Raw genomic sequence first — 19,006 nt, 5'->3', positions numbered from 1 at the left:
TATATCGTTATAAACAGCCACACAATAATGTACTAAAAATTTCATATAAGACTACAAAATTATCTCAAACTCCTTAACATACACCGCATTCCCAGTAATCTCTATATTATAGGTATCCTCATTCTTTTCGACATGGACTCTAACCAGCCCATCCTTCCCCATCTCCTGTCCTTGCTCCACCACTAGATTCAGAGACTCTTCAACATCCCTCTTTATGTATTTGGCATAATAAGCCCCCATGACACCTGATGCCGTACCCGTTACCGGATCTTCAATGGTACCAGAGTAAGGAGACGAAAAGTGGCGGCCATGCATATCTGCTTCCGGATGGTAGGTTTCCAAACAAAAAGGATGGATTGAGGCTTTAGGCATTTCTTTTAAAATCGTTGGAAACAGCTTATTATTTGGTTTCATTTTTTCAAAGGATGATAGGTTTGAAATTGGGACTAAAAGTGTCCAAATCCCCGTACTCCCATAGAGAACCGGCAGGTCAGTGTCGATTTCCTCTTTCGTTAATCCAATTGCCATAGCTAAATCTTCTTTTGAACCGCTAAACTCTTTAAACTGCGGTGCGGCCTGCTTCATCGTAATATTCGTATCATTGATATTGACCGGTAAAATGCCCGCTTTTGTTTCAATCGTAAAATCAGTCTTGTCACCTAACAAGCCATTCGTTTTTAACGCGTACACCATAGCCATCGTTCCGTGTCCGCATAAATTCATTTCGTGACCTGGTGTAAAAAAACGAATTCTCAGGTCCGCGATGTCTGATTGAACAGGAAAAGCTGTCTCATTGAATCCTACTTTTAACGCAACCTCTTGCATTTCCTCATCAGTCAAATTCTCTCCATTCAAAACCACCCCTGCAGGATTCCCTTTGTGAGGCTCCTTGCTAAACGCGTCATAGTGGAGCACCTGAACAGATTTCATATTTCAACGTCCCCCCTTTTTTTCAACCAAAAGTAAAATAAATGAAGCAAATAAAATGGAATTTTTAGTAAAATAAGTATATCATATCCTATCCTATGAAGGGTTTGCTTTTTATCGTGAAAGGTCTAGGTTAAGTTCTCATGAATAACATGAACTTGCTATTTTGTTTCAGCTCTCCCAAGATCAGTCCGAATCCCTTAATTTTTCAAAAAACGCAAATGAACAAACTTCAGCATCTTAATCAAATCCACAAACCGCACCATGAGCCGCGTCCCACTCTCCCACTCCCTGCTAACCGGTATCCCCTTAAAATACGCTTCACACGAAACCACTTTAAGGTTTGGCGACCATCCTTCTAATACCTTGGGATTGTTAACATAAAAATGCATTTTTGCGCCCTTGTTTCCTGTTTTTTCAACAGTACGGTTAGAAATCTTTACGGCAAACTTCGATTCTGCATCAAAATAAATCTCTCCGCCAGGAAACCGTGAGGCCATTTCCCGAAACATTCCTTTGAGCTGACTTTCCTCAAAATAGTAGAAAACTCCGGCCGAGATCAATAGGATGCCATCTTCCTTATTAAAAATAACATCCTCGAACCACGATACATCGAAAAAGGATTTGGCAATGCAGCTATTCCTTGGTGTATCGGCAATCAGCGTTTTTCGAAAGGCAATCGCATCAGGTAAATCAAGGTTGTACCAGTTAATCGTTCCATTATCCACTCTGGAAAAGGTCGTATCAAGCCCTGCCCCGATGTTAACAATGGTGGCGCGTGGATGTTTATGGATAAACGCCCGGATCGTATCGTCCATTTTACGAGCCCGAACAATATAGCTAATGCCCCCGTATTCTCCAAATGTTTTAGCAATTTCGGTAAAATCGACCTTACAGCCGGCAATGATTTCGATTGCTTCCTTGTCATACAAGATCTCAGGATTCTTCTCACTGGCTGTTGCCCGGCCCCAAAGAGGGATGAGCATGGTGGCTTGAACGGATTGTAAGTTTATCGTCATTTATTCATCCCTCCATTTTTTTCAGCAGAAAGTTCACTTTATGCAGGGCGTACTGGAGATCAAGCTGTTCTTCTTCATCTAATTTGGATAGATCCTCAACGAAATTCTGATAGATCTTTGACCACTTTTCTTGCTGTGTGATTTTTCCTTGTTCGGTTAACTCGATCAGAAATGACCGTTTATCATTTTTATTTTGTTTTTTTATAATAAGTCCTTGTTCAAATAATCGCTTAAGCAAGTCTGTCATTTGCTGTTTCGGGACATTGAGGCCTTCACTTATTTGCTTAATGGCCAATGGATGTTGATACATAAACAAGTATTCAAGGATTTGATTTTGTAAATGCGTTAAGCTGCTAGCTTTTTGATTCAAGCGCTGAAAACTTTTAAACAAATTAGGGATTAACTCGAGATATTCTTTACTCACTTGTTGCATGTTCACACCCTCCTATATAGTAATGTATTATATACTAATTTAATTAAAATTCAATCATACTATTAATTTTGGTAAAAAATCATGTACTATATAGAACTTTCCGGCCCATTGATCCACTTAAAAATTTTTATACAACCTTAACGATTTGTTCATAGTTTGTTCATCTATCAGGAGTAAGATAAACCTATGAAATTGATTTTACCTCTTTTTCATAAATGACCCCCTTTTAAACATATAAGTTTAGTCCAGCTGACCGTCAGCTGGATCTTTTTTTTGCTCATTTCGCTAGAAGTTCTCGGTGTTGGCGCAAAATAGCCAGGCACCGCCCACCCAAGATTGCATAGTGTAACATATGTTGAGCGAAGGAGTGGAAAACAAATGGCATTTGAGATTCTCACGGTTGACCAGGTGATTCAAAGGTTAAAAGGCAGGAAGTACAGATATTCACAGGTGCACCATACCTGGGAACCTAGTCATAATGATTTTAACGGCAAGAACCATCTCCAACTACAACAAGCAATGAGGAATTATCATGTAAACACGCGTGGTTGGGATGATATCGGACAACATGTCACCCTCATGCCAGATGGTTTATTTGTCACTGGAAGGCCTTTTAATGAAACACCCGCTGGTATTGCCGGCTACAACGAAGGGGCCTTTATGACCGAGATGCTAGGTAACTTTGACATCGGACATGATGTGTTAGAAGGCGCCCAGCTGAATTCGATGTTAAAACTGCAGCATTATCTTGTGACAGCATGTGGTGCGCAAATCATGTTCCATCGCGAGCATGCTAGTAAAACCTGCCCTGGAACCTCCATCAACAGAGAAGCGTTTGTTCGTCAGGCCATCAATTATAATACCCTTCACCCCACCTTGGTTGCGGCCGCACATACGGAACAACCCTCCTCATCCACAACCAAATCCAGTCCCAATTTGTTACAATTAGGCGATACGGGGCCTGATGTAAAAAAACTGCAACAGTATCTCATTAAAGCTGGGGAAAGACTCCCGAAATATGGGGCAGATGGTGACTTTGGAAAAGAAACAGAAGCAGCAGTTCGGAGCTTTCAGGCAAAGCATGGGCTTGCTGTCGATGGAATTGTTGGACCGAAGACCAAGGCAAAACTCGAAGCAGTGGCCAACACGCCAAATCGTCCTTACCCTGGTCACATGATCAAAAAGGGCTCTACGGATACCAATAATATAAAACTGATCCAAGCAAGAGTCGGGGTTGCCGCTGATGGCATTTTCGGTCCAAAAACAGAAGCAGCTGTCAAAGCATTTCAAAGAAGTCATGGGTTAGGAGCAGATGGCATCGTCGGCCCGAAAACGTGGGCAGCGATGTTTTAAACGGAGATGAACCGAGAAAGACCTGTTGCCACAGCAGGTCTTTGCAACCTATTAATCAAAAGGGTAAATGTTGGAAAATAGCCTTTATTTTAGTACAAACCAATACAGCGAGGTGAGAAATGGTGACAGGCACCATTTTTTACCTCGCTGTATTATTTATGTGTTTGGTCCTCTATCCTAGGGCATTTTGTGTTATAATAGCCCTCGGCATAAGTTAATTATATGAACTTGATGCGGGTGGGAGAGGGAAATCGCGAAAGTGTGATTAATATGATGAAAGGAGTATTTAAGCTTAAGCAGCATGAAACAACTATTCGAAAGGAGGTTATTGCAGGGTTAACGTCGTTTTTTTCCATTGTCTATATCCTGGCCGTCAATGCAAAGATCTTGGAAGATGCAGGGATCCCTTTAGAGGCTGGAATCATTGCAACCGTACTTTCTTCGTTTATTGGATGTTTATTGGTTGCTTTTATTGCCAATACACCGTTAATTATCGTTCCGGGAATGGGGATTAATGCCTTATTTACATTCACGATTGTCGGTTCGTTAGGGCTGGATTACCGGGAGGCTTTAGGGGCTGTTGTTCTTTCTGGAATTCTGTTTGTGATCGTTGCCTTTACCAACTTACGCAACATCGTAACCAGCGCGATTCCCGATTCTTTAAAAGAATCGATTTCAGTAGGAATTGGCCTTTTTATTGCCTTTATTGGTCTGCAAAAAAGTGGAATTGTTGCTGGGAGCCCGACCAATTTTGTGTCCCTTGGTGAGTTATCATCGCCTGTTGTGCTGGCTTCGATCATTAATCTGATCATCGCCTTATTTCTGTTCTTAAAGAAAATTCCAGGCAATTTTTTAATCACTATCATCCTAGGTACGATTGTTTCCTACTTTTTTGGACTTGTCCCAATGAACGGGATGGACACTAGCTTTATTTCCTTTGAGAGCTATAAGGATGTTTTCCTAAGCAGTCATTTAGGAAAGTGGTCTTTTCTTCCCTTTTGGTCGGCTGTCTTCTCACTGGTGTTAGTGCTCGTCTTTGAAAATATTGGGTTGGTGCATTCCCAAGTGAATGGGATGCTGCAGGCACCCGAAAAGAACGGAAAGTCATTAAAGGCGATCTCTATTTCAACCATTGTCTGCGGATTATTAGGCACAAGTCCGGCTGTTTCGACGGTTGAAACAGCGGCGGGTATTACGACGGGTGGCAGAACCGGTTTAACCTCTGTTGTAACAGGTTCACTCCTTTTGCTATCGCTTTTTTTCATGCCGTTTATAAAACTAGTACCAGATGCCGCCATCACTCCTATTCTGATCATTATCGGGGGATTGATGATGAAAAATGTGGTAAATATCGATTTCACTGATTTTACTGAAGCATTTCCGGCTTTTCTGGTGATCATCATGATTCCATTAACCTATAGTATTGTCGATGGAATTGCTTTCGGATTTATCGCTTATCCGCTTGTAAAAGTTTTCTCAAATAAATCAAAACAGATTTCTGTTTCAAGCGTCATCATATCACTGTTGTTCTTTACTAATTTTCTGCTCCATGCAGTTGGGTAAGTGAACACAAAAAATACGCCGCGGACGCGGCGTATTTTTTTATGACCAATATTTATAAAACAATGCTTACAATCACGGCTGATAAAACACTGACTAATGTGGAGCCATACAAGAGCATTAAACCAAAGCGAGCGACTGTATTTCCCTGCCTTTCATGCAAGCTTTTTACTGCCCCGGCAACAATGCCGATCGAAGAGAAGTTTGCAAACGAGACAAGGAATACAGAAATGATCCCTAATGTCCGAGGGCTAAAGCTAGATTGTATTTTCGTTAAATCCATCATCGCTACAAACTCATTCGTGACAAGCTTCGTTGCCATAATTCCTCCAGCCTTGACTGTTTCTGAAAATGGGACCCCCATGATAAAGGCAAGCGGCGAAAAAACATAACCTAAAATTTCTTGAAATGAAATTCCGAAAATCAAATCAAATACGTCATTAATTCCCGCCATTAAGGCAACAAAACCAATCAACATCGCGCCAACAATGATGGCTACTTTAAACCCATCGATAATATATTCCCCTAACATCTCGAAGAAGCTTTGCTTTTCTTCGTCTTGGATCACTAGAATATCCTCATCTGGATTCACCGAATAGGGGTTAATAATCGAGGTGATGATAAATCCGCCGAATAAATTAATAACCAGGGCGGTGACCACATATTTCGGTTCAATCATGGTCATATAGGCTCCGACAATCGACATAGAGACAGTTGACATCGCTGAGGCACAAAGCGTATATAAACGATTTGGCGGGAGTTGACCGAGTTGTTTCTTAACCGTTATAAAAACTTCCGATTGACCCACAATGGCCGAAGCCACTGCGTTGTAAGATTCCAATTTCCCCATGCCATTTACCTTGCTTAGTAATAAACCAATTGCTTTCATGATGAATGGAAGTATTTTTAAATATTGAAAAATCCCAATTAAGACGGAAATGAACACTATCGGAAGAAGAACGTTTAAGAAAAACGGTGCCTCTCCTTTATTCGCCAGCCCGCCAAACACAAACGATACCCCGCTTGCGGCATATTCTAATAATTTACTAAACACTCCAGCAAATCCTCTGATGAGCACTAAACCAAATGTTGTATTTAATAACAAGGCAGATAAGATTACTTGAATCACGATCATAAGGATAATCGGTTTCCATTTAACTTGTTTCCGATTATGGCTTGCCAGAAAAGCAAGTCCAAAAACAACTAATAATCCAATAATAGCAATGATGTACTTCATAGTTATGTTCCTCCATGCTGTCTTTCTGTTTATTTGAATTCGCTTACAAATTTTTTAACAACGAAGATTACTATATCAGTAGTAACCAATCTTGTAAAGACAGAAATCACAATTTAGTCATAAGAAATATTTTACAACGCTTGTTTTATCCCATATGATTAATTTAGTGTTTCCAATTTTTTTAAAAGAGGTCAGAATGATGCTTAAAAAGTTTGGATTTTCTCAATATGAAAGCCAGGTATATGAAGTTCTCGCGTCTTCAAATGAGCCGCTCGATGCGACGTTCATTGTGAAATATTCCGGTGTCCCGAAAGCAAAAATCTACGAAGTGCTCTCGCGGATGATTGAAAAAGGGCTTGTATTAGACTCTGTTTCCGAAAAGAAAAAACTCTATACGGCTCTGCCTTTGAATCTAGTTATCGAAAAGTTAACCAAGGAATTTCAGGCCAATATAAGTGAATTGAAAAATAAAACCTCTCAAAACAACATGACGGATGATCGTGTTTGGAGTTTAAAGGTCGATTCCTCGATTCAACTCCAATGTAAACAGCTTCTCCAAGAAGCACAGCATTCGATTCAGATCTCGGTTTGGAAAGAAGATTTCCAAGCATTTATGCCGATTCTAATCGAAAAAGAACGATCAGGTGTAAAAGTGGAAGCACTAGTTGTCGGGGATGTTCCAGAATCTGCTTTATCTTCCCTCCACATTCTGTCGCCTAATGAAGAACACCGAAGATTGGAAAAAAACCGTCTCATCATTATTGATGAGGAGACTATTTTGTTTGCCGGCGTTGAAAACGAATCATGGCAAGCGATGATTACAAAATCAAAGCCCTTTGTGAAGTTTTTTGTTGAGTTTTTCTACCATGACGTTGTGTTAACTAAAGTTACCAAAAAAATATGAAGATCAGCTAATGAATGATGAAGAATTTAAACAGCTGCTCTTGCGGCTTCGTTATTAGTCAAAGCGAAAAAAACAGCTTCTATAAAAGAAGGCAGAGGAAAATCCCCCTGCCTTTTATTTTGTGAGGGTTTCAAGAGCAATAACTACCATATCATTAAAGGTTGTTTGCCGCTCTTCAGCTGTTGTGTCCTCTCCAGTGAAAATATGATCGCTGACAGTTAGAATCGATAGTGCCGAAACCCCATACTTAGCTGCTAAGGTATACAATGCTGTTGTTTCCATTTCAACCGCCAATACCCCGTAGTCTCCTAACTTCTTGATGATCTCCATGCTATCACGGTAAAACACATCAGCTGACAATACACTACCAGCCTTAATGTCCATTCCCATTTGAGCCCCATTTTCGAAAGCTCTATTTAACAAATTAAAATCTGCACATGGAGCATAATCAATCCCTTGGAAATTTTGGCGGTTGATATTTGAATCAGTAGATGAGGTCATCGCAAGAATCACATCGCGCACATGGATATCCTTTTGAATCGCGCCACAGGAACCAACCCGAACTAAGTTCTTTACACCATAATCGCGGATTAATTCATTTACATAAATCGAAATGGAGGGGATCCCCATTCCTGTTCCCTGAACCGATACTCTTTTGCCCTTATACGTTCCCGTAAATCCCAGCATTCCCCGAACCTCATTGTAGCAAATAACATCTTCTAAAAAGGTCTCAGCAATATACTTTGCCCTTAATGGATCTCCAGGCAAAAGAATTTTTTCAGCAATTTCACCTTGTTTTGCATTAATATGAACACTCATTTGATCATGATTACAGCGATTATGCCGCTGTAACCATGCTCACCTCCTATATTTAAATTTGTTGAGCCTCACTACTTGTCACATTCCCCCGTGTAATCGAAAAAATCGCACATAGCAGGGCGAAGAAAACAAAAATTCCGCCAATCGAGGCATTAGATTGAACTGAATAATGATTGATTACCATACCGCCAATCACAGATCCTAACGCAATTCCAACATGCAGGGAGGAATTATTTAAACTTTGCTGAATGTCGGCTGTCTCCGGTGAAGTCTCAATTAAATAGTTTTGCTGTGCCGGTGTAATCGCCCAGCTTAACATACTCCATACCATCATCACGATGACAAACAAAGTAATGGAAAAGGTTACTTTTGGCAGGATAAACATGACAAGGCAAAAGATCGCCACAATCGTCAAAATACTTTTCTTTGAACCCCACTTGTCTGCCATAAAGCCGCCCAGGCCGCCGCCAAACACAGCAGAAATACCAAAGATAAAATAAAAAACACTTACCCATGTCGCATCTAAATGTAAGGTAGATGTTAGAAATGGTGTCAAGTAAGCATATAGGGTTAAATGGCCTGTTAAAAATAAGATAGAGGTTAATTGGGCAAACAATATCTTTGAATTTTTTAACGTCTTTAATTGCTGGCCAAGCGAAATAACTGGCTTAGGTTCAATTTTATCCATGAAAAAATAAACCCCAAGCATCGAAATAAGCGAAAGAATGGCAATGAACAGGAATGGTGAACGCCAGCCGAAGTGATTTCCGACGATAAGTCCCGCTGGTACACCTAATACTAGGGAGCCGCTGATTCCCATGAAGATGATGCCAATTGCCCGCGCACGAAATTCCTCTTTCACCAAGCTTGATCCAATTGTTACACATAGAACAACTAATAATGACCCACATGCAGCTGAGATGATCCTCGATAGGAAAAGTACGGCAAAATTAGGACTAAAAAAAGCGACAAGATTCCCTGCAATAAATAAAGTTAATGTGATGAGTGCTAATCGTTTTCTTTCCACCTTTGCCGTTAACGTTAACAGGACAGGCGACGAAATCGCAAAGACAAGCGAATAGATGGTGATTAGTTCACCAGCTTTACTAATGGAAACGCCTAGCCCGTCCGAAACAATGTCTAAGATTCCTCCCACAATTAATTCGGCCATTCCAACAACAAAAGAAACAATGGCTAAAATATATACTCTAAAGTTCAACGAATCCAACCTGCCTTTCACTGATTTTCTCATTTGGTTACTACCATAATAGTAACCTCATTTACATAGTTAATGCAAGGACTTTTTTATAGAAAAAAACAATTGTGTGAAGACAGAAACTCTCAGCTGGTATCAATGAGAGGCCCTATTTATTAATTAGATAAGGATATGTATGTGACAAAACGTATGGAGGAAAAACGAAAAAACCCTAACGGAAAGTCAGGGTTTGAATTCTGAAGTTTACAAAAAGAGCCTTCTTTATAGGGATACAGCCTCTTTCGTAAATATTAGGTTTTTGGACAATCATTCCTGATCGTACACAATAGGATGAATTAGGACGGTGATTTTAAAATGAAATTCTTCATCAATGTCACTAATTTTATTGTGGACAGCCTTTCTAATAATGCCAACATTAATTATGGCCCGACTTATCAAAATAGTCATACCGCCAATTCAACCATCATTGGCAGTACTATTAATATTGGGGATAACGGCACGATTATCTCTAAGAGTATTAATAAAGGGAATCAAACAACGCTGCCTAAGGAAAGTGACAGCGAGCAAGACTAATCGATGTTTAGACGCTTCTCTTTCGCTTCAGCAATTTTCCTTCAAGAAACTTGTCACAACGACATTGAAATCATGATTGTTATGGTGTTAATACCACAAATGGTGACAGGCACCATAAAAAAGAGACCTAACCGTTTTATTGGTTAGGTCTCTTGTGATGTTATAAAACTATCAAGCTTTAGTTAGTAATCTAATTCTAGTACTCTCGCTTATATGGCGTCTAATTTAAGATGACAACTTTTACGGTTTTTCTTCCAAAAGCAAGTGCTGCTGCTTTATTTGGCATTAATACATCGATTCTGTGGCCCTTAATGGCACCGCCTGTGTCACCAGCAATGGCTACGCCATAGCCTTCTACCCAAACTCTGCTTCCAAGCGGAATAATTCTTGGGTCTACCGCGATTACCTTCATATTAGGATTCGCTTTAACATTTTGACCGGTAGTTGTAATTCCGGAGCAGCCAGCACAATCGGCTGTATATGCCGTTGCCGTCACATATATTTCTTTACCTTGTGCAACGCCTTGTGAAGCTCCGTTATCATTTGAGGCTGCTTTCACTTTTACTGGCGCAGCCACTGGTCTAGCTGTAGCTGCGTTCAATTTGGCTGCAGCTGCCGCTGCTGCCGCACGAGCTTTCGCTTCTGCTTGCTCTCTTTGGATGGCTGCTTGCAGGTTTTTCATTTGTGACTCGATCCCGGCCTTCTCCTGCTGAGCTACTGCCACCTGTTGTGAAACTTGCGCCAATTTTTGTTGCATCACGGTTAATGTTTGTTGTCTTTTTTGCATATTTTGATCCAGTGCCGCCTGCTGATCTGCAAGCGCTTTCTGATCCTCTTCTAACACTTTCTCTTGGCGATCAATTTCTGCCTTATCTTTTTCGATCTGTTTAAGATCCTCTTGCTGCGCTGTCAAAATATCTTTGTCTGCATCAATTAATTCAGAAGCAGCACTAGCACGCTGGATAAAATCTGTAATACTGTCAGATTCAAAAAATATGTTAATAATTAAATTAGCGTTGCTGCTTTGCTGCATCGCTACTGCCCGCTTTTTCATAACGTCTTCCCGAGCCAGCATTTTATCCTCAATCGCAACGATCTCTTGTTTTTTCTCTTCAATTAACTTATTCGTTGCGTCGATTTTTTCCTGTGTACTTGCCATTTCATCTCTGTTTTTGGCAATCTCATCGGAAATGGATTTTAATTCATTTTGAATATTTTCTATATCTTTATTAACCGCTTGTTGTTCTTGTACTTTTTGCTCTACTACTTGTTGCTTCTGCTCGAGCTGAGCTTGTGCATTATGTAGTGCCTCAGTGTTTGTTTGTGCATATGTAACCATTGATCCCGATACACATAACATAGTTGTAAGTAACACGAGAATTATACGCTTTCTTGTCGTTTGCATACGCTTCTCCCTCCTTATTAACTATATTTATACCAGACTAATGTAACAGCTATGTTACAAAAACAATAAAAGTGTATCACAATTTGTCTTATTTGAAGAGAAAGTGTCCTTTCTGTGGCATAACAGTGTCAGTTTTTAGACAGCTTGTCCGAGCTATTTAATTTCATAGATTAATATAGTGTTAATACCATTTATGGTGACAGGCACCACTGCAGCTTGCTTATAGCTTCTTTTCTACGGCGATGATGCGTTCTTTTTTCTTTCTTTGTGACCGTTTTTTACGATAGGGAGAAGTGCCTAAATAGGTAACCTTGTCGGCTACCCTGACAATAAAGTTGGTAAACACCTCTAATGCTTCATCTTCCGAAAGAATTTCACCGGTTTTGGTTATTTGCAAGGAATGTTGTTCATAGGAGAGTACAATTTCGTAATTTTGAATATGAATTGAAAGGTTTGCCTGTTCCACTAGGGGGATTGACTGATAGGATTCGCTCAATGATGATGAGAAAGCTGGGAACGACTCGTCTGCTATTAAGAAAGCATCATAAATACTTGGTTTTTTCGTAATCCGTATTTCTTGATTGCTGATTATTTCTCCAATAAACATCAATATAGTAGTATTATCCAAACACAAAACCTCCAATAATGACAATTATTTACACCAATTTTTATTATTCGACAATAATAACAGCAACTCCTGTTAATAAAGCTTCGAAAAGTACAAGATTTTTTCATTTGTGCGTGATTTTCACGATATTAAATGTGCACAACGTTCACATTACGGCTTTTCAATCTTTTAAACCGTTAAGTTAAAAACATGAATTGTTATTACGGCGGTGAGAGAGATGGCTTTATCAGATAAATTAAGAGAACTGCGTGATAAGCAAAACTGGTCGCAAGAAACACTGGCGGACATGATGAAGATGCACCGATCCACGATTAGTCGTTACGAAACAGGAAAAGCGATTCCCAATTACCAAACAGTGATACGGTTTGCGGAGGTCTATAAGGTGGACAAGGAGTATCTTGTGGATGAACTCAACCAGCTGCTTCCCAATGTAGAGGCCCCGGGCTTTGTATTAAAGGAAAAACTCAATGATCCGGATGTTGGCATGATTTATCAGCTTTTACAGGATGAGCCCGAATTAAAAAAGGTACTTATTGAGCTGCACCTTATGCCCCCTAAACGTAAAAGTTTCTATTCGGACGCGATTACCACATTCATAAAGGTAAATAAGAGGCATAGAGACAAAATGTAACACCAAGAAGCCGCTGAGATATTTCAGCGGCTTCTTTTTAAAAAACAGGGGGGGTTTTTCTATTAGTTTACCCTGTACGCTGAAATCTATACGTTTAATATTCTGAAAAGTGTGTATTTATAAGAAAAACGGCATCTGAGAGGATGCCGAAAAAATGGGGATGCGATCGGGGGAATGATTGATTCTTTATAATAAAGGAAAAAACAATAGCGGAAGCACCTGTTTAGCAAATGAACACTAATCACCTGGTGCATGAGCTCAACAATCTAAATACCCACAGCCCCAAAGGGCAAAGGTAATGGTCTTGGACTTCATTGTATTTCAAAGATGTAATGGGAATTTTTCAGAAGAATGATGGTGATGACGCGGGTAGATGTCTAAGGGGTCTCGTTCCTTGACGACAATCTGCTGCTCCCGAATCAGCAATTCCAGCTGACGCACCCGGACTTGCAGGCTGTCGGCATTTTTATTAGCTTTTCCAACCATTTTAATTAAACTTTCAAGCAGCTGCTCTAAGCTGCCAAGGTCGTCCTCATGATATCCCAACGGCGGTTTCCTCCCTTCTTTGCTCTGGTACAATATCGTGCGGCTTAGTACTTAGGAAACGAATCGTTTCTGCCACTACCTCCGTGACATACACCTTTTTCCCCTCTTTATTGTCGTAATTGCGCGTTTGAAGTCTGCCGGTGATGCCAACCACTGCTCCTTTTCGACAATATTGGCAGGTGTTTTCTGCCGCCTTCCGCCAAAGTGTACATTGCACAAAATCTGTCTCAATCTCGCCATTATGATTGCGATACGGGCGATTGACTGCCAGGGTAATATGCGTCACAGCCGTTCCTTCCGTCGTCTTTTTTAACTCTGGATCCCGGGTTAACCGGCCGACAAGTGTGACTTGATTAATCATGCTTTCATCTCCTTCACCATTTGATGGCTTTATCATAGCGCTAGTGTTACACTGTTGTAAAATGGCGATAAAGTGATTATCAGGGCTGTTTTTGTTTAGAATTTCATTTATCTCCCGTGTTTTTGTCATCGACCCGCTTCTTTTTCCCTGATAAAACAGAATAACCAAGTTTCGACAAAAAGTTTTCGACATTCGCTTTTGCCCGACATATGCTATAATTAGGAAAAAATAAACAGGAGGTAGCGATGAAATCTTTTAAGTTGTACTCATTGGATGTAGTTGATGATGGAAACTCACTGGAAATCCCATTAGTGGATGGCTTGATTTTGAACAAAGAAGACGAAAACTCCACCTGGCTGCTTGAGGCTTATACAAACCTGTCCCTCTATGAATATTTTAAAAAAATCTCCGAAGAGGACCGTGACATTATTGTTGAAGCGGTTATCACCAAGAAGGAGAACGCCCCTGCCTATTTTCAAACTAAGATCTGCTCGCTGCTTCAATTCGAAAAACATATAAGTGTCCTTTTCCAAGGCCAATTACGCCGGAATAAAAGTGATTATTCTGAACTATTGCTCGACAACCTGATTGAAAAGGGCTTCAAAGGACCTGAACTATTAAAAGAATTTAAGGAAAAAATGCAAAGTAAACCCAAAATTAAAGTGAAACATCCTTAAAACCAGCCCAGGCTGGTTTTTTATTTAGTTTTTTTCGTAAAAACAGAATTGTAAATTTTTGTTGCCTTTTAGGGGATTTCTAAGTGATACTAAAAGTAAGAGAGAAAGGGGGATGTTTTTTGGAGAGTGCAATTGGTTTTATTATAAGTTTAGCATTTGCCATTTTTTTATTTATTGACGCACCAAAGTATAACAAAAGCCGCTGGTTGTGGGCTATTTTAGGGTTCATCTTTGGCCCCATTGCTTTAGGGATTTATTTTATAAAAACAGGCCGTAAAGTGGCGGGATGGATCATTACGATAATAGCGATTCTTTTCTATATTGTCATCATTGTCCTGATTGCTTTAGCAGCGGCATTCATGGTCCACGGATTTTCTTGAGGGAAAGGACAGGCAGTACGCCTGTCCCTTTTTTTATCGATCTCGGTTGTCTCTATCATTTCGATCAAGGTCATCCTCCATCATTTCCTCACGCCTTGTGTTGATGTCTTTAGATGGATCCTTATCGGTATCAGTATTTATGTCATTCGTATTTCTATAACGATCATTATCGTTTACATCATCGTCATCAATATTATTGTTATCGCCAAGACCGTCGTTGTTATCATCCCTTAAATGATTATCAGCAGGGTTTTGAATTCTATTGTTGGTTGGATTTTGAATATTATTATCGGTTATTGGCACCTTTCGATCATCATCGTTGTTGTTACAGCCGGCTAAAAGTACCCCGGATAAAATAGACCCGATGAATAATTGAAAAAGTTTTATCTTCAAAGTTGAGGTCCCCTTTCGCAATGTTGTCTGCCTCATTAGGGTACCCTCCATCCAATGCCTTTTATCCAAAAAAACGACTGAGATCACCTCAGCCGCTTTGACAATCCTATTCCTTTTTCTCTCCAAGTGCAAAAGTGATTTCTGCTTCGCAGGCAATTTCTCCGTCCACGGTCGCAACCGCTTTTCCTCGGCCGATTGGTCCGCGCAGACGCGTCATTTCCACTTCAAGGCGCAGCTGGTCGCCTGGCTTGACTTGCTTTTTAAAACGGCAATTATCAATACCTGCAAAAAACGCTAAGCGCCCGCGGTTCTCTTCTTTTTTCAACATGGCGACAGCCCCGACCTGCGCGAGTGCTTCGACAATTAGAACACCGGGCATGACAGGGTAATCAGGAAAGTGGCCGTTGAAAAACTCCTCATTTGCTGAAACATTTTTTATGCCAACCGCTCTTTTTCCCTCTTCCACTTCCAAAATACGGTCAACGAGCAAAAATGGATAGCGGTGCGGAATAATTTCTTTGATTTGTTCGATATCCAACATATTTAGTACCTCCTCCTAGTAACTGATTCCATTCTACTATATAGAAATAGGAAGGGCAATTACTCCCTTCCCGGTTATTCCTTATCGACTAAGTCTATAATATGCGTCCAAGTTGATTCTTTAAATACATCTCCCACATTTCCGCCGCCGAGCATACCGTAACCAACCGTAGCTCCCGCCACCACGCAGATGATGATACTGGCAAGTAAAAGAACAAGGCGGAGCCAGATCGGAATCAAGCGGATCCGAACTCTTTTTTCGGTCTTAGGCGCTGTTGCAGTTTCTGTCTTTTTGAGTTTTTCCTCTTTCGTATTTTCCACTGCCTCTTGTTTCGACTTTTTATATTCTTCTCTCGTACTGACTTGTCCATTATTTGCTGTCATTCGTTAATTCCCCTTTAACCAAATTCGGCACGTTTCACGAATTCGACGAGTTAATACATATTATATCCGATTCATTATCTCTATTATAAAAAATTATTCCCAAATACTCATTAACTTTTTTTTGGAAGCATGGGGACGGTTCTCTTGCTTCTTTCGAAGCAAGAGAACCGTCCCCATGTTTTTTTAAAATAAAAAAGCCCAATGAAGTGAGGCTTGTCCGGCCTGTTTCATTAGACTTTTTGTATCGTACTATTTATCCTAATTTGCGGTGTGAGATGCGGTCAATGTTATCGAGCATGATGCCTGTTCCGATCGCTACACAATCCATTGGGTTCTCAGCCACTAATACAGGTACCTTTAACTCTTCAGCAAGGAGCATGTCGATGCCGTGCAGCAATGCGCCGCCGCCCGTTAAAATAACGCCGCGGTCGATGATGTCAGCAGAAAGTTCTGGTGGTGTGCGCTCTAAGACACTTTTTGCCGCTTGAACAATAACGGCCACCGATTCACGTAATGCCCCTTCGATTTCTTCAGAACGAACGGAAATCGTACGTGGTAACCCACTGACCATGTCACGGCCGCGGATTTCCATCTCTTCTGAACGAGAACCTGGGAAGACTGTACCGATGTTAATTTTAATATTTTCAGCCGTGCGCTCCCCGATCAGGAGCTTATACTCGCGCTTAATGTGGTTGAGGATCTCCATGTCGAACTTGTCACCGGCCATTTTGATGGAGGAAGAAGTCACGATATCGCCCATTGAAAGGACCGCTACATCGGTTGTTCCTCCCCCGATATCTACTACCATGTTACCGCTAGGCTGGAAGATGTCCATTCCGGCACCGATTGCCGCTACCTTTGGCTCTTCTTCCAAGTAAATCTTTTTGCCGCCGCTTTTTTCAGCAGCTTCTCTGATTGCCTTTTGCTCAACACTTGTAATGTTCGTTGGGCAGCAAATCAGGATGCGCGGCTTTGATAAAAAGCCTTTTACGTTTAATTTATTAATGAAATGCTTTAGCATCGCCTCTGTTACATCGAAGTCAGCGATTACGCCGTCTTTAAGCGGACGAATTGCCACGATGTTTCCAGGTGTACGGCCGACCATGCGGCGCGCTTCTTCACCGACAGCTAAAACTCTATTTGTATTTTTATCAATCGCCACGACGGAAGGTTCATTCAGTACAATACCACGGCCTTTAACGTGAATCAGCACGTTGGCCGTCCCTAAGTCAATCCCAATATCCCTTGCAAACATTCTCTTTTCTTTCCTCCTTGGAAACAAAAATCCACATTCTATTCCTAATTGACTATTTTATCATATTCGTTACCTTTTCCATAACAATTTAATGCAATATTAATGACTTTTGTTGGATTTTGTTAAAATAAGGGAGACGTTGATTGAAAATCGAATCGTTTGCATGAAAAGAGCAATCTGGGATCAGATTGCTTGTTTCTCTTTTTTCGGGTTCATGGAAGATTCCTGTTCGATCAGGTTCTAGCAAATCTGCTTACTTGACGGCCTCGCCTTCCTTTTCTTCTTTTTGATATTTCATTTTTGTCGCCTCTCCACCCCTGAGGTGACGGATTGATTTATGGTAATCTAGAATTTCTTTAACCTCATTTGCCAGCTCTGGATTAATCTCAGGAAGTCTTTCTGTCAAATCCTTATGGACTGTACTTTTGGATACGCCAAACTCCTTCGCAATAACGCGAACCGTTTTCCTCGTCTCCACGATATACTTTCCAATCTTGATAGTTCTCTCTTTGATGTAATCGTGCACACTCTCGCCCTCCCTAAATTGGATGTGAGTAGTGTGAAATGAGACCCGCTTATCACTTCGACGAATTCTACTTCCGTGTGTAGTATTAATGGTGACAGGCACCACAAAAAGACATTGTCCACGTTAGGCGGACACCAAATGCATATTTGTTCCACACGGCAGAAAGTTGTAACCTTCTGTCAATACGATGAATAATCATGTCCCCGGCTGAATACCTGTTATCTTCAAACGACTCCTCACCTCAAACACTCTCTTTGTAAAGGTTTGTAACCATTTTATTAGCTTGGATACGGGTTTATGCACAAAATAGACAAACGGGACAAGGCCAGTCAGGAAACTTTTCGAAAATAGGACAATTCCTTTTTTTTCGACATTTGCGAGAAAGCCACGTGCACCAAGGGTTTTCCCTTAAATTTTAAGCTGAAGGGCCTATGGGCTCGCAAAGAATTTGTCGAAAGAATTTTTTTAAAAATGTTATTTTACTGCAATTTATTTTTCAGTTTTTAGGATGGATCATTCGAGGAAACTATGAAATCACTAGCCATCAAATCGAAAACGGACCGCTTGCCTGTTCAAAATATTATATAATGTACTTATCATAAATTATGCGCAACTAATAATTGCATGGAAAGGATCAACTCCCATGACCCCATTTACGGAAAATGTCATTCAGATTATTCGCAGCATCCCTGAAGGCAAAGTGATGACCTACGGCCAAATTGCTGCACTCGCTGGAAGTCCCCGTGCGGCCCGCCAGGTGGTTCGCGTCCTTCATTCGATGAGCAGGAAGTATAAACTGCCTTGGCACCGTGTTATCAACAGCAAGGGTAAGATTGCCCTCTCAGACGATGAATCGTATCATGAGCAGCTGTTCTCCCTTGAAAGCGAAGGCGTTGAAATTGGCCTGAATGGCCTCATAGATTTGACGCAATATCAATATCACCCTGAGGAATAGTTAAAGCAAAAAGGAAAATCCAGCCAGAATACAACAAAAAACAAAAGGGATATTAGATACAAATTCGTCAATAGGCACAATGAATATCCCTGCTCTTAACTTATTTTGAGATCGGAAACCACCATAATTCAAGTTTTATTTTCACAAAAAAAAAGCAAGAGAACCGTCCCCTTGCTTTCATTCTCTGAAAATCTTCTTCCCATAAGCCTTTCTGGCCAATGTTCGGGATAATAACAAGCTCCAAGAGTAAATGTATTTGATTTAAGTGATTTATCCATTACTTT

22 protein-coding genes and 1 pseudogene are annotated in these 19,006 nt (G+C 40.6%); 8 read left to right on the top strand and 15 right to left on the bottom strand.

All coding sequences use genetic code 11. From position 1 onward, the window contains the following. Positions 1 to 51 precede the first annotated feature (51 nt). The 3 genes from ACZ9EE_RS17420 to ACZ9EE_RS17410 all read right to left on the bottom strand — a co-directional run bounded on the left by ACZ9EE_RS17420 (position 52) and on the right by ACZ9EE_RS17410 (position 2,379). Positions 52 to 930, bottom strand: a complete 879-nt coding sequence (locus tag ACZ9EE_RS17420; protein ID WP_476028953.1) for a PhzF family phenazine biosynthesis isomerase — start codon at positions 928 to 930, stop codon at positions 52 to 54. A 197-nt stretch (positions 931 to 1,127) separates the two neighbouring features. Next, positions 1,128 to 1,946 (bottom strand): class I SAM-dependent methyltransferase, encoded by an 819-nt coding sequence (locus tag ACZ9EE_RS17415; RefSeq protein WP_476028951.1) that lies wholly within the window; start codon positions 1,944 to 1,946, stop codon positions 1,128 to 1,130. Positions 1,947 to 1,950: 4 nt separating this feature from the next. Continuing rightward, a complete protein-coding gene (locus ACZ9EE_RS17410) occupies positions 1,951 to 2,379 on the bottom strand; it encodes a MarR family winged helix-turn-helix transcriptional regulator (protein ID WP_476028949.1) in 429 nt (142 codons plus the stop codon). Between the two features lie 378 nt (positions 2,380 to 2,757). Here ACZ9EE_RS17410 and ACZ9EE_RS17405 point away from each other — a divergent pair, with 378 nt between their 5' ends. Both ACZ9EE_RS17405 and ACZ9EE_RS17400 read left to right on the top strand, forming a co-directional pair. Then, positions 2,758 to 3,732: a peptidoglycan recognition protein family protein gene (locus tag ACZ9EE_RS17405; RefSeq protein WP_476028947.1), complete on the top strand. Its 975-nt coding sequence runs from the start codon at positions 2,758 to 2,760 to the stop codon at positions 3,730 to 3,732. A gap of 273 nt (positions 3,733 to 4,005) precedes the next feature. Further along, positions 4,006 to 5,295 (top strand): NCS2 family permease, encoded by a 1,290-nt coding sequence (locus ACZ9EE_RS17400; protein WP_476032992.1) that lies wholly within the window; start codon positions 4,006 to 4,008, stop codon positions 5,293 to 5,295. A 52-nt stretch (positions 5,296 to 5,347) separates the two neighbouring features. Here the strand turns inward: ACZ9EE_RS17400 and ACZ9EE_RS17395 are convergent, their stop codons facing one another. Further along, a complete protein-coding gene (locus tag ACZ9EE_RS17395; RefSeq protein WP_476028945.1) occupies positions 5,348 to 6,529 on the bottom strand; it encodes a NupC/NupG family nucleoside CNT transporter in 1,182 nt (393 codons plus the stop codon). 199 nt (positions 6,530 to 6,728) lie between these two features. On the opposite strand from ACZ9EE_RS17395, the pseudogene ACZ9EE_RS17390 reads away from it, so the two are divergent. Further along, positions 6,729 to 7,491: pseudogene (locus ACZ9EE_RS17390) on the top strand (TrmB family transcriptional regulator). 56 nt (positions 7,492 to 7,547) lie between these two features. Here the strand turns inward: ACZ9EE_RS17390 and deoD are convergent. Both deoD and ACZ9EE_RS17380 read right to left on the bottom strand, forming a co-directional pair. Beyond that, positions 7,548 to 8,252, bottom strand: coding sequence for a purine-nucleoside phosphorylase (gene deoD, locus ACZ9EE_RS17385; protein WP_476028944.1), 705 nt, complete (start codon positions 8,250 to 8,252; stop codon positions 7,548 to 7,550). Positions 8,253 to 8,304: 52 nt separating this feature from the next. Next, a complete protein-coding gene (locus tag ACZ9EE_RS17380; RefSeq protein ID WP_476028942.1) occupies positions 8,305 to 9,504 on the bottom strand; it encodes an MFS transporter in 1,200 nt (399 codons plus the stop codon). Positions 9,505 to 9,822: 318 nt separating this feature from the next. On the opposite strand from ACZ9EE_RS17380, the gene ACZ9EE_RS17375 reads away from it, so the two are divergent. After that, positions 9,823 to 10,041: a hypothetical protein gene (locus ACZ9EE_RS17375; RefSeq protein WP_476028940.1), complete on the top strand. Its 219-nt coding sequence runs from the start codon at positions 9,823 to 9,825 to the stop codon at positions 10,039 to 10,041. A 220-nt stretch (positions 10,042 to 10,261) separates the two neighbouring features. On the opposite strand, the gene ACZ9EE_RS17370 is transcribed toward ACZ9EE_RS17375, so the two are convergent. Further along, positions 10,262 to 11,446 carry a 3D domain-containing protein gene (locus tag ACZ9EE_RS17370; protein ID WP_476028938.1) on the bottom strand — a complete coding sequence of 395 codons (1,185 nt, stop codon included), beginning with the start codon at positions 11,444 to 11,446 and terminating at the stop codon, positions 10,262 to 10,264. A gap of 220 nt (positions 11,447 to 11,666) precedes the next feature. Next, positions 11,667 to 12,074, bottom strand: coding sequence for a hypothetical protein (locus ACZ9EE_RS17365; protein WP_476028936.1), 408 nt, complete (start codon positions 12,072 to 12,074; stop codon positions 11,667 to 11,669). Positions 12,075 to 12,291: 217 nt separating this feature from the next. On the opposite strand from ACZ9EE_RS17365, the gene ACZ9EE_RS17360 reads away from it, so the two are divergent. Beyond that, complete coding sequence (locus tag ACZ9EE_RS17360) at positions 12,292 to 12,705, top strand: helix-turn-helix domain-containing protein (protein ID WP_476028934.1); 414 nt, start codon at positions 12,292 to 12,294, stop codon at positions 12,703 to 12,705. A 321-nt stretch (positions 12,706 to 13,026) separates the two neighbouring features. On the opposite strand, the gene ACZ9EE_RS17355 is transcribed toward ACZ9EE_RS17360, so the two are convergent. Both ACZ9EE_RS17355 and ssb read right to left on the bottom strand, forming a co-directional pair. Continuing rightward, positions 13,027 to 13,251, bottom strand: a complete 225-nt coding sequence (locus tag ACZ9EE_RS17355; RefSeq protein WP_476028932.1) for a hypothetical protein — start codon at positions 13,249 to 13,251, stop codon at positions 13,027 to 13,029. After that, complete coding sequence (gene ssb, locus ACZ9EE_RS17350) at positions 13,238 to 13,612, bottom strand: single-stranded DNA-binding protein (protein ID WP_476032991.1); 375 nt, start codon at positions 13,610 to 13,612, stop codon at positions 13,238 to 13,240. The genes ACZ9EE_RS17355 and ssb overlap by 14 nt, the downstream gene beginning before the upstream one ends. Positions 13,613 to 13,857: 245 nt before the next feature. Between ssb and ACZ9EE_RS17345 the strand changes: the two genes are divergently transcribed. Both ACZ9EE_RS17345 and ACZ9EE_RS17340 read left to right on the top strand, forming a co-directional pair. Continuing rightward, positions 13,858 to 14,289 carry a YwpF family protein gene (locus ACZ9EE_RS17345; RefSeq protein WP_476028930.1) on the top strand — a complete coding sequence of 144 codons (432 nt, stop codon included), beginning with the start codon at positions 13,858 to 13,860 and terminating at the stop codon, positions 14,287 to 14,289. Positions 14,290 to 14,408: 119 nt separating this feature from the next. Next, positions 14,409 to 14,669 carry a hypothetical protein gene (locus ACZ9EE_RS17340; RefSeq protein WP_476028928.1) on the top strand — a complete coding sequence of 87 codons (261 nt, stop codon included), beginning with the start codon at positions 14,409 to 14,411 and terminating at the stop codon, positions 14,667 to 14,669. Positions 14,670 to 14,702: 33 nt separating this feature from the next. Here the strand turns inward: ACZ9EE_RS17340 and ACZ9EE_RS17335 are convergent, their stop codons facing one another. From ACZ9EE_RS17335 to spoIIID, 5 genes are all read right to left on the bottom strand, one after another. Beyond that, entirely contained in the window at positions 14,703 to 15,062 is a 360-nt protein-coding gene (locus tag ACZ9EE_RS17335; protein ID WP_476028926.1) for a hypothetical protein, read from the bottom strand. Between the two features lie 106 nt (positions 15,063 to 15,168). After that, on the bottom strand, positions 15,169 to 15,603 hold the full coding sequence (fabZ, locus tag ACZ9EE_RS17330) for a 3-hydroxyacyl-ACP dehydratase FabZ (protein WP_098527832.1): 435 nt from the start codon (positions 15,601 to 15,603) through the stop codon (positions 15,169 to 15,171). Positions 15,604 to 15,677: 74 nt separating this feature from the next. Further along, positions 15,678 to 15,986, bottom strand: a complete 309-nt coding sequence (locus ACZ9EE_RS17325; protein WP_476028924.1) for a DNA-directed RNA polymerase subunit beta — start codon at positions 15,984 to 15,986, stop codon at positions 15,678 to 15,680. A gap of 253 nt (positions 15,987 to 16,239) precedes the next feature. Then, positions 16,240 to 17,241, bottom strand: coding sequence for a rod shape-determining protein MreB (gene mreB / locus ACZ9EE_RS17320; RefSeq protein WP_476028922.1), 1,002 nt, complete (start codon positions 17,239 to 17,241; stop codon positions 16,240 to 16,242). 253 nt (positions 17,242 to 17,494) lie between these two features. After that, positions 17,495 to 17,767: a sporulation transcriptional regulator SpoIIID gene (spoIIID, locus tag ACZ9EE_RS17315; RefSeq protein WP_007086083.1), complete on the bottom strand. Its 273-nt coding sequence runs from the start codon at positions 17,765 to 17,767 to the stop codon at positions 17,495 to 17,497. Between the two features lie 643 nt (positions 17,768 to 18,410). Between spoIIID and ACZ9EE_RS17310 the strand changes: the two genes are divergently transcribed. Next, complete coding sequence (locus ACZ9EE_RS17310; RefSeq protein WP_476028919.1) at positions 18,411 to 18,722, top strand: MGMT family protein; 312 nt, start codon at positions 18,411 to 18,413, stop codon at positions 18,720 to 18,722. Positions 18,723 to 19,006 lie beyond the last annotated feature (284 nt).

The organism is Bacillus sp. URHA0034 (assembly GCF_056280405.1).
This window is presented reverse-complemented; position numbering and strand designations above follow the sequence as displayed.

Coding starts and splice junctions, on each gene's coding strand:
- ACZ9EE_RS17325 (WP_476028924.1), bottom strand. CDS start 15,986: ATGACAGCAAATAATGGACAAGTCAGTACGAGAGAAGAATATAAAAAG.
- fabZ (WP_098527832.1), bottom strand. CDS start 15,603: ATGTTGGATATCGAACAAATCAAAGAAATTATTCCGCACCGCTATCCA.
- ACZ9EE_RS17415 (WP_476028951.1), bottom strand. CDS start 1,946: ATGACGATAAACTTACAATCCGTTCAAGCCACCATGCTCATCCCTCTT.
- deoD (WP_476028944.1), bottom strand. CDS start 8,252: ATGAGTGTTCATATTAATGCAAAACAAGGTGAAATTGCTGAAAAAATT.
- ACZ9EE_RS17410 (WP_476028949.1), bottom strand. CDS start 2,379: ATGCAACAAGTGAGTAAAGAATATCTCGAGTTAATCCCTAATTTGTTT.
- mreB (WP_476028922.1), bottom strand. CDS start 17,241: ATGTTTGCAAGGGATATTGGGATTGACTTAGGGACGGCCAACGTGCTG.
- ACZ9EE_RS17405 (WP_476028947.1), top strand. CDS start 2,758: ATGGCATTTGAGATTCTCACGGTTGACCAGGTGATTCAAAGGTTAAAA.
- ACZ9EE_RS17360 (WP_476028934.1), top strand. CDS start 12,292: ATGGCTTTATCAGATAAATTAAGAGAACTGCGTGATAAGCAAAACTGG.
- ACZ9EE_RS17420 (WP_476028953.1), bottom strand. CDS start 930: ATGAAATCTGTTCAGGTGCTCCACTATGACGCGTTTAGCAAGGAGCCT.
- ACZ9EE_RS17370 (WP_476028938.1), bottom strand. CDS start 11,446: ATGCAAACGACAAGAAAGCGTATAATTCTCGTGTTACTTACAACTATG.
- ACZ9EE_RS17375 (WP_476028940.1), top strand. CDS start 9,823: ATGAAATTCTTCATCAATGTCACTAATTTTATTGTGGACAGCCTTTCT.
- ACZ9EE_RS17345 (WP_476028930.1), top strand. CDS start 13,858: ATGAAATCTTTTAAGTTGTACTCATTGGATGTAGTTGATGATGGAAAC.
- ACZ9EE_RS17380 (WP_476028942.1), bottom strand. CDS start 9,504: ATGAGAAAATCAGTGAAAGGCAGGTTGGATTCGTTGAACTTTAGAGTA.
- ACZ9EE_RS17395 (WP_476028945.1), bottom strand. CDS start 6,529: ATGAAGTACATCATTGCTATTATTGGATTATTAGTTGTTTTTGGACTT.
- ACZ9EE_RS17400 (WP_476032992.1), top strand. CDS start 4,006: ATGAAAGGAGTATTTAAGCTTAAGCAGCATGAAACAACTATTCGAAAG.
- ssb (WP_476032991.1), bottom strand. CDS start 13,612: ATGATTAATCAAGTCACACTTGTCGGCCGGTTAACCCGGGATCCAGAG.
- ACZ9EE_RS17310 (WP_476028919.1), top strand. CDS start 18,411: ATGACCCCATTTACGGAAAATGTCATTCAGATTATTCGCAGCATCCCT.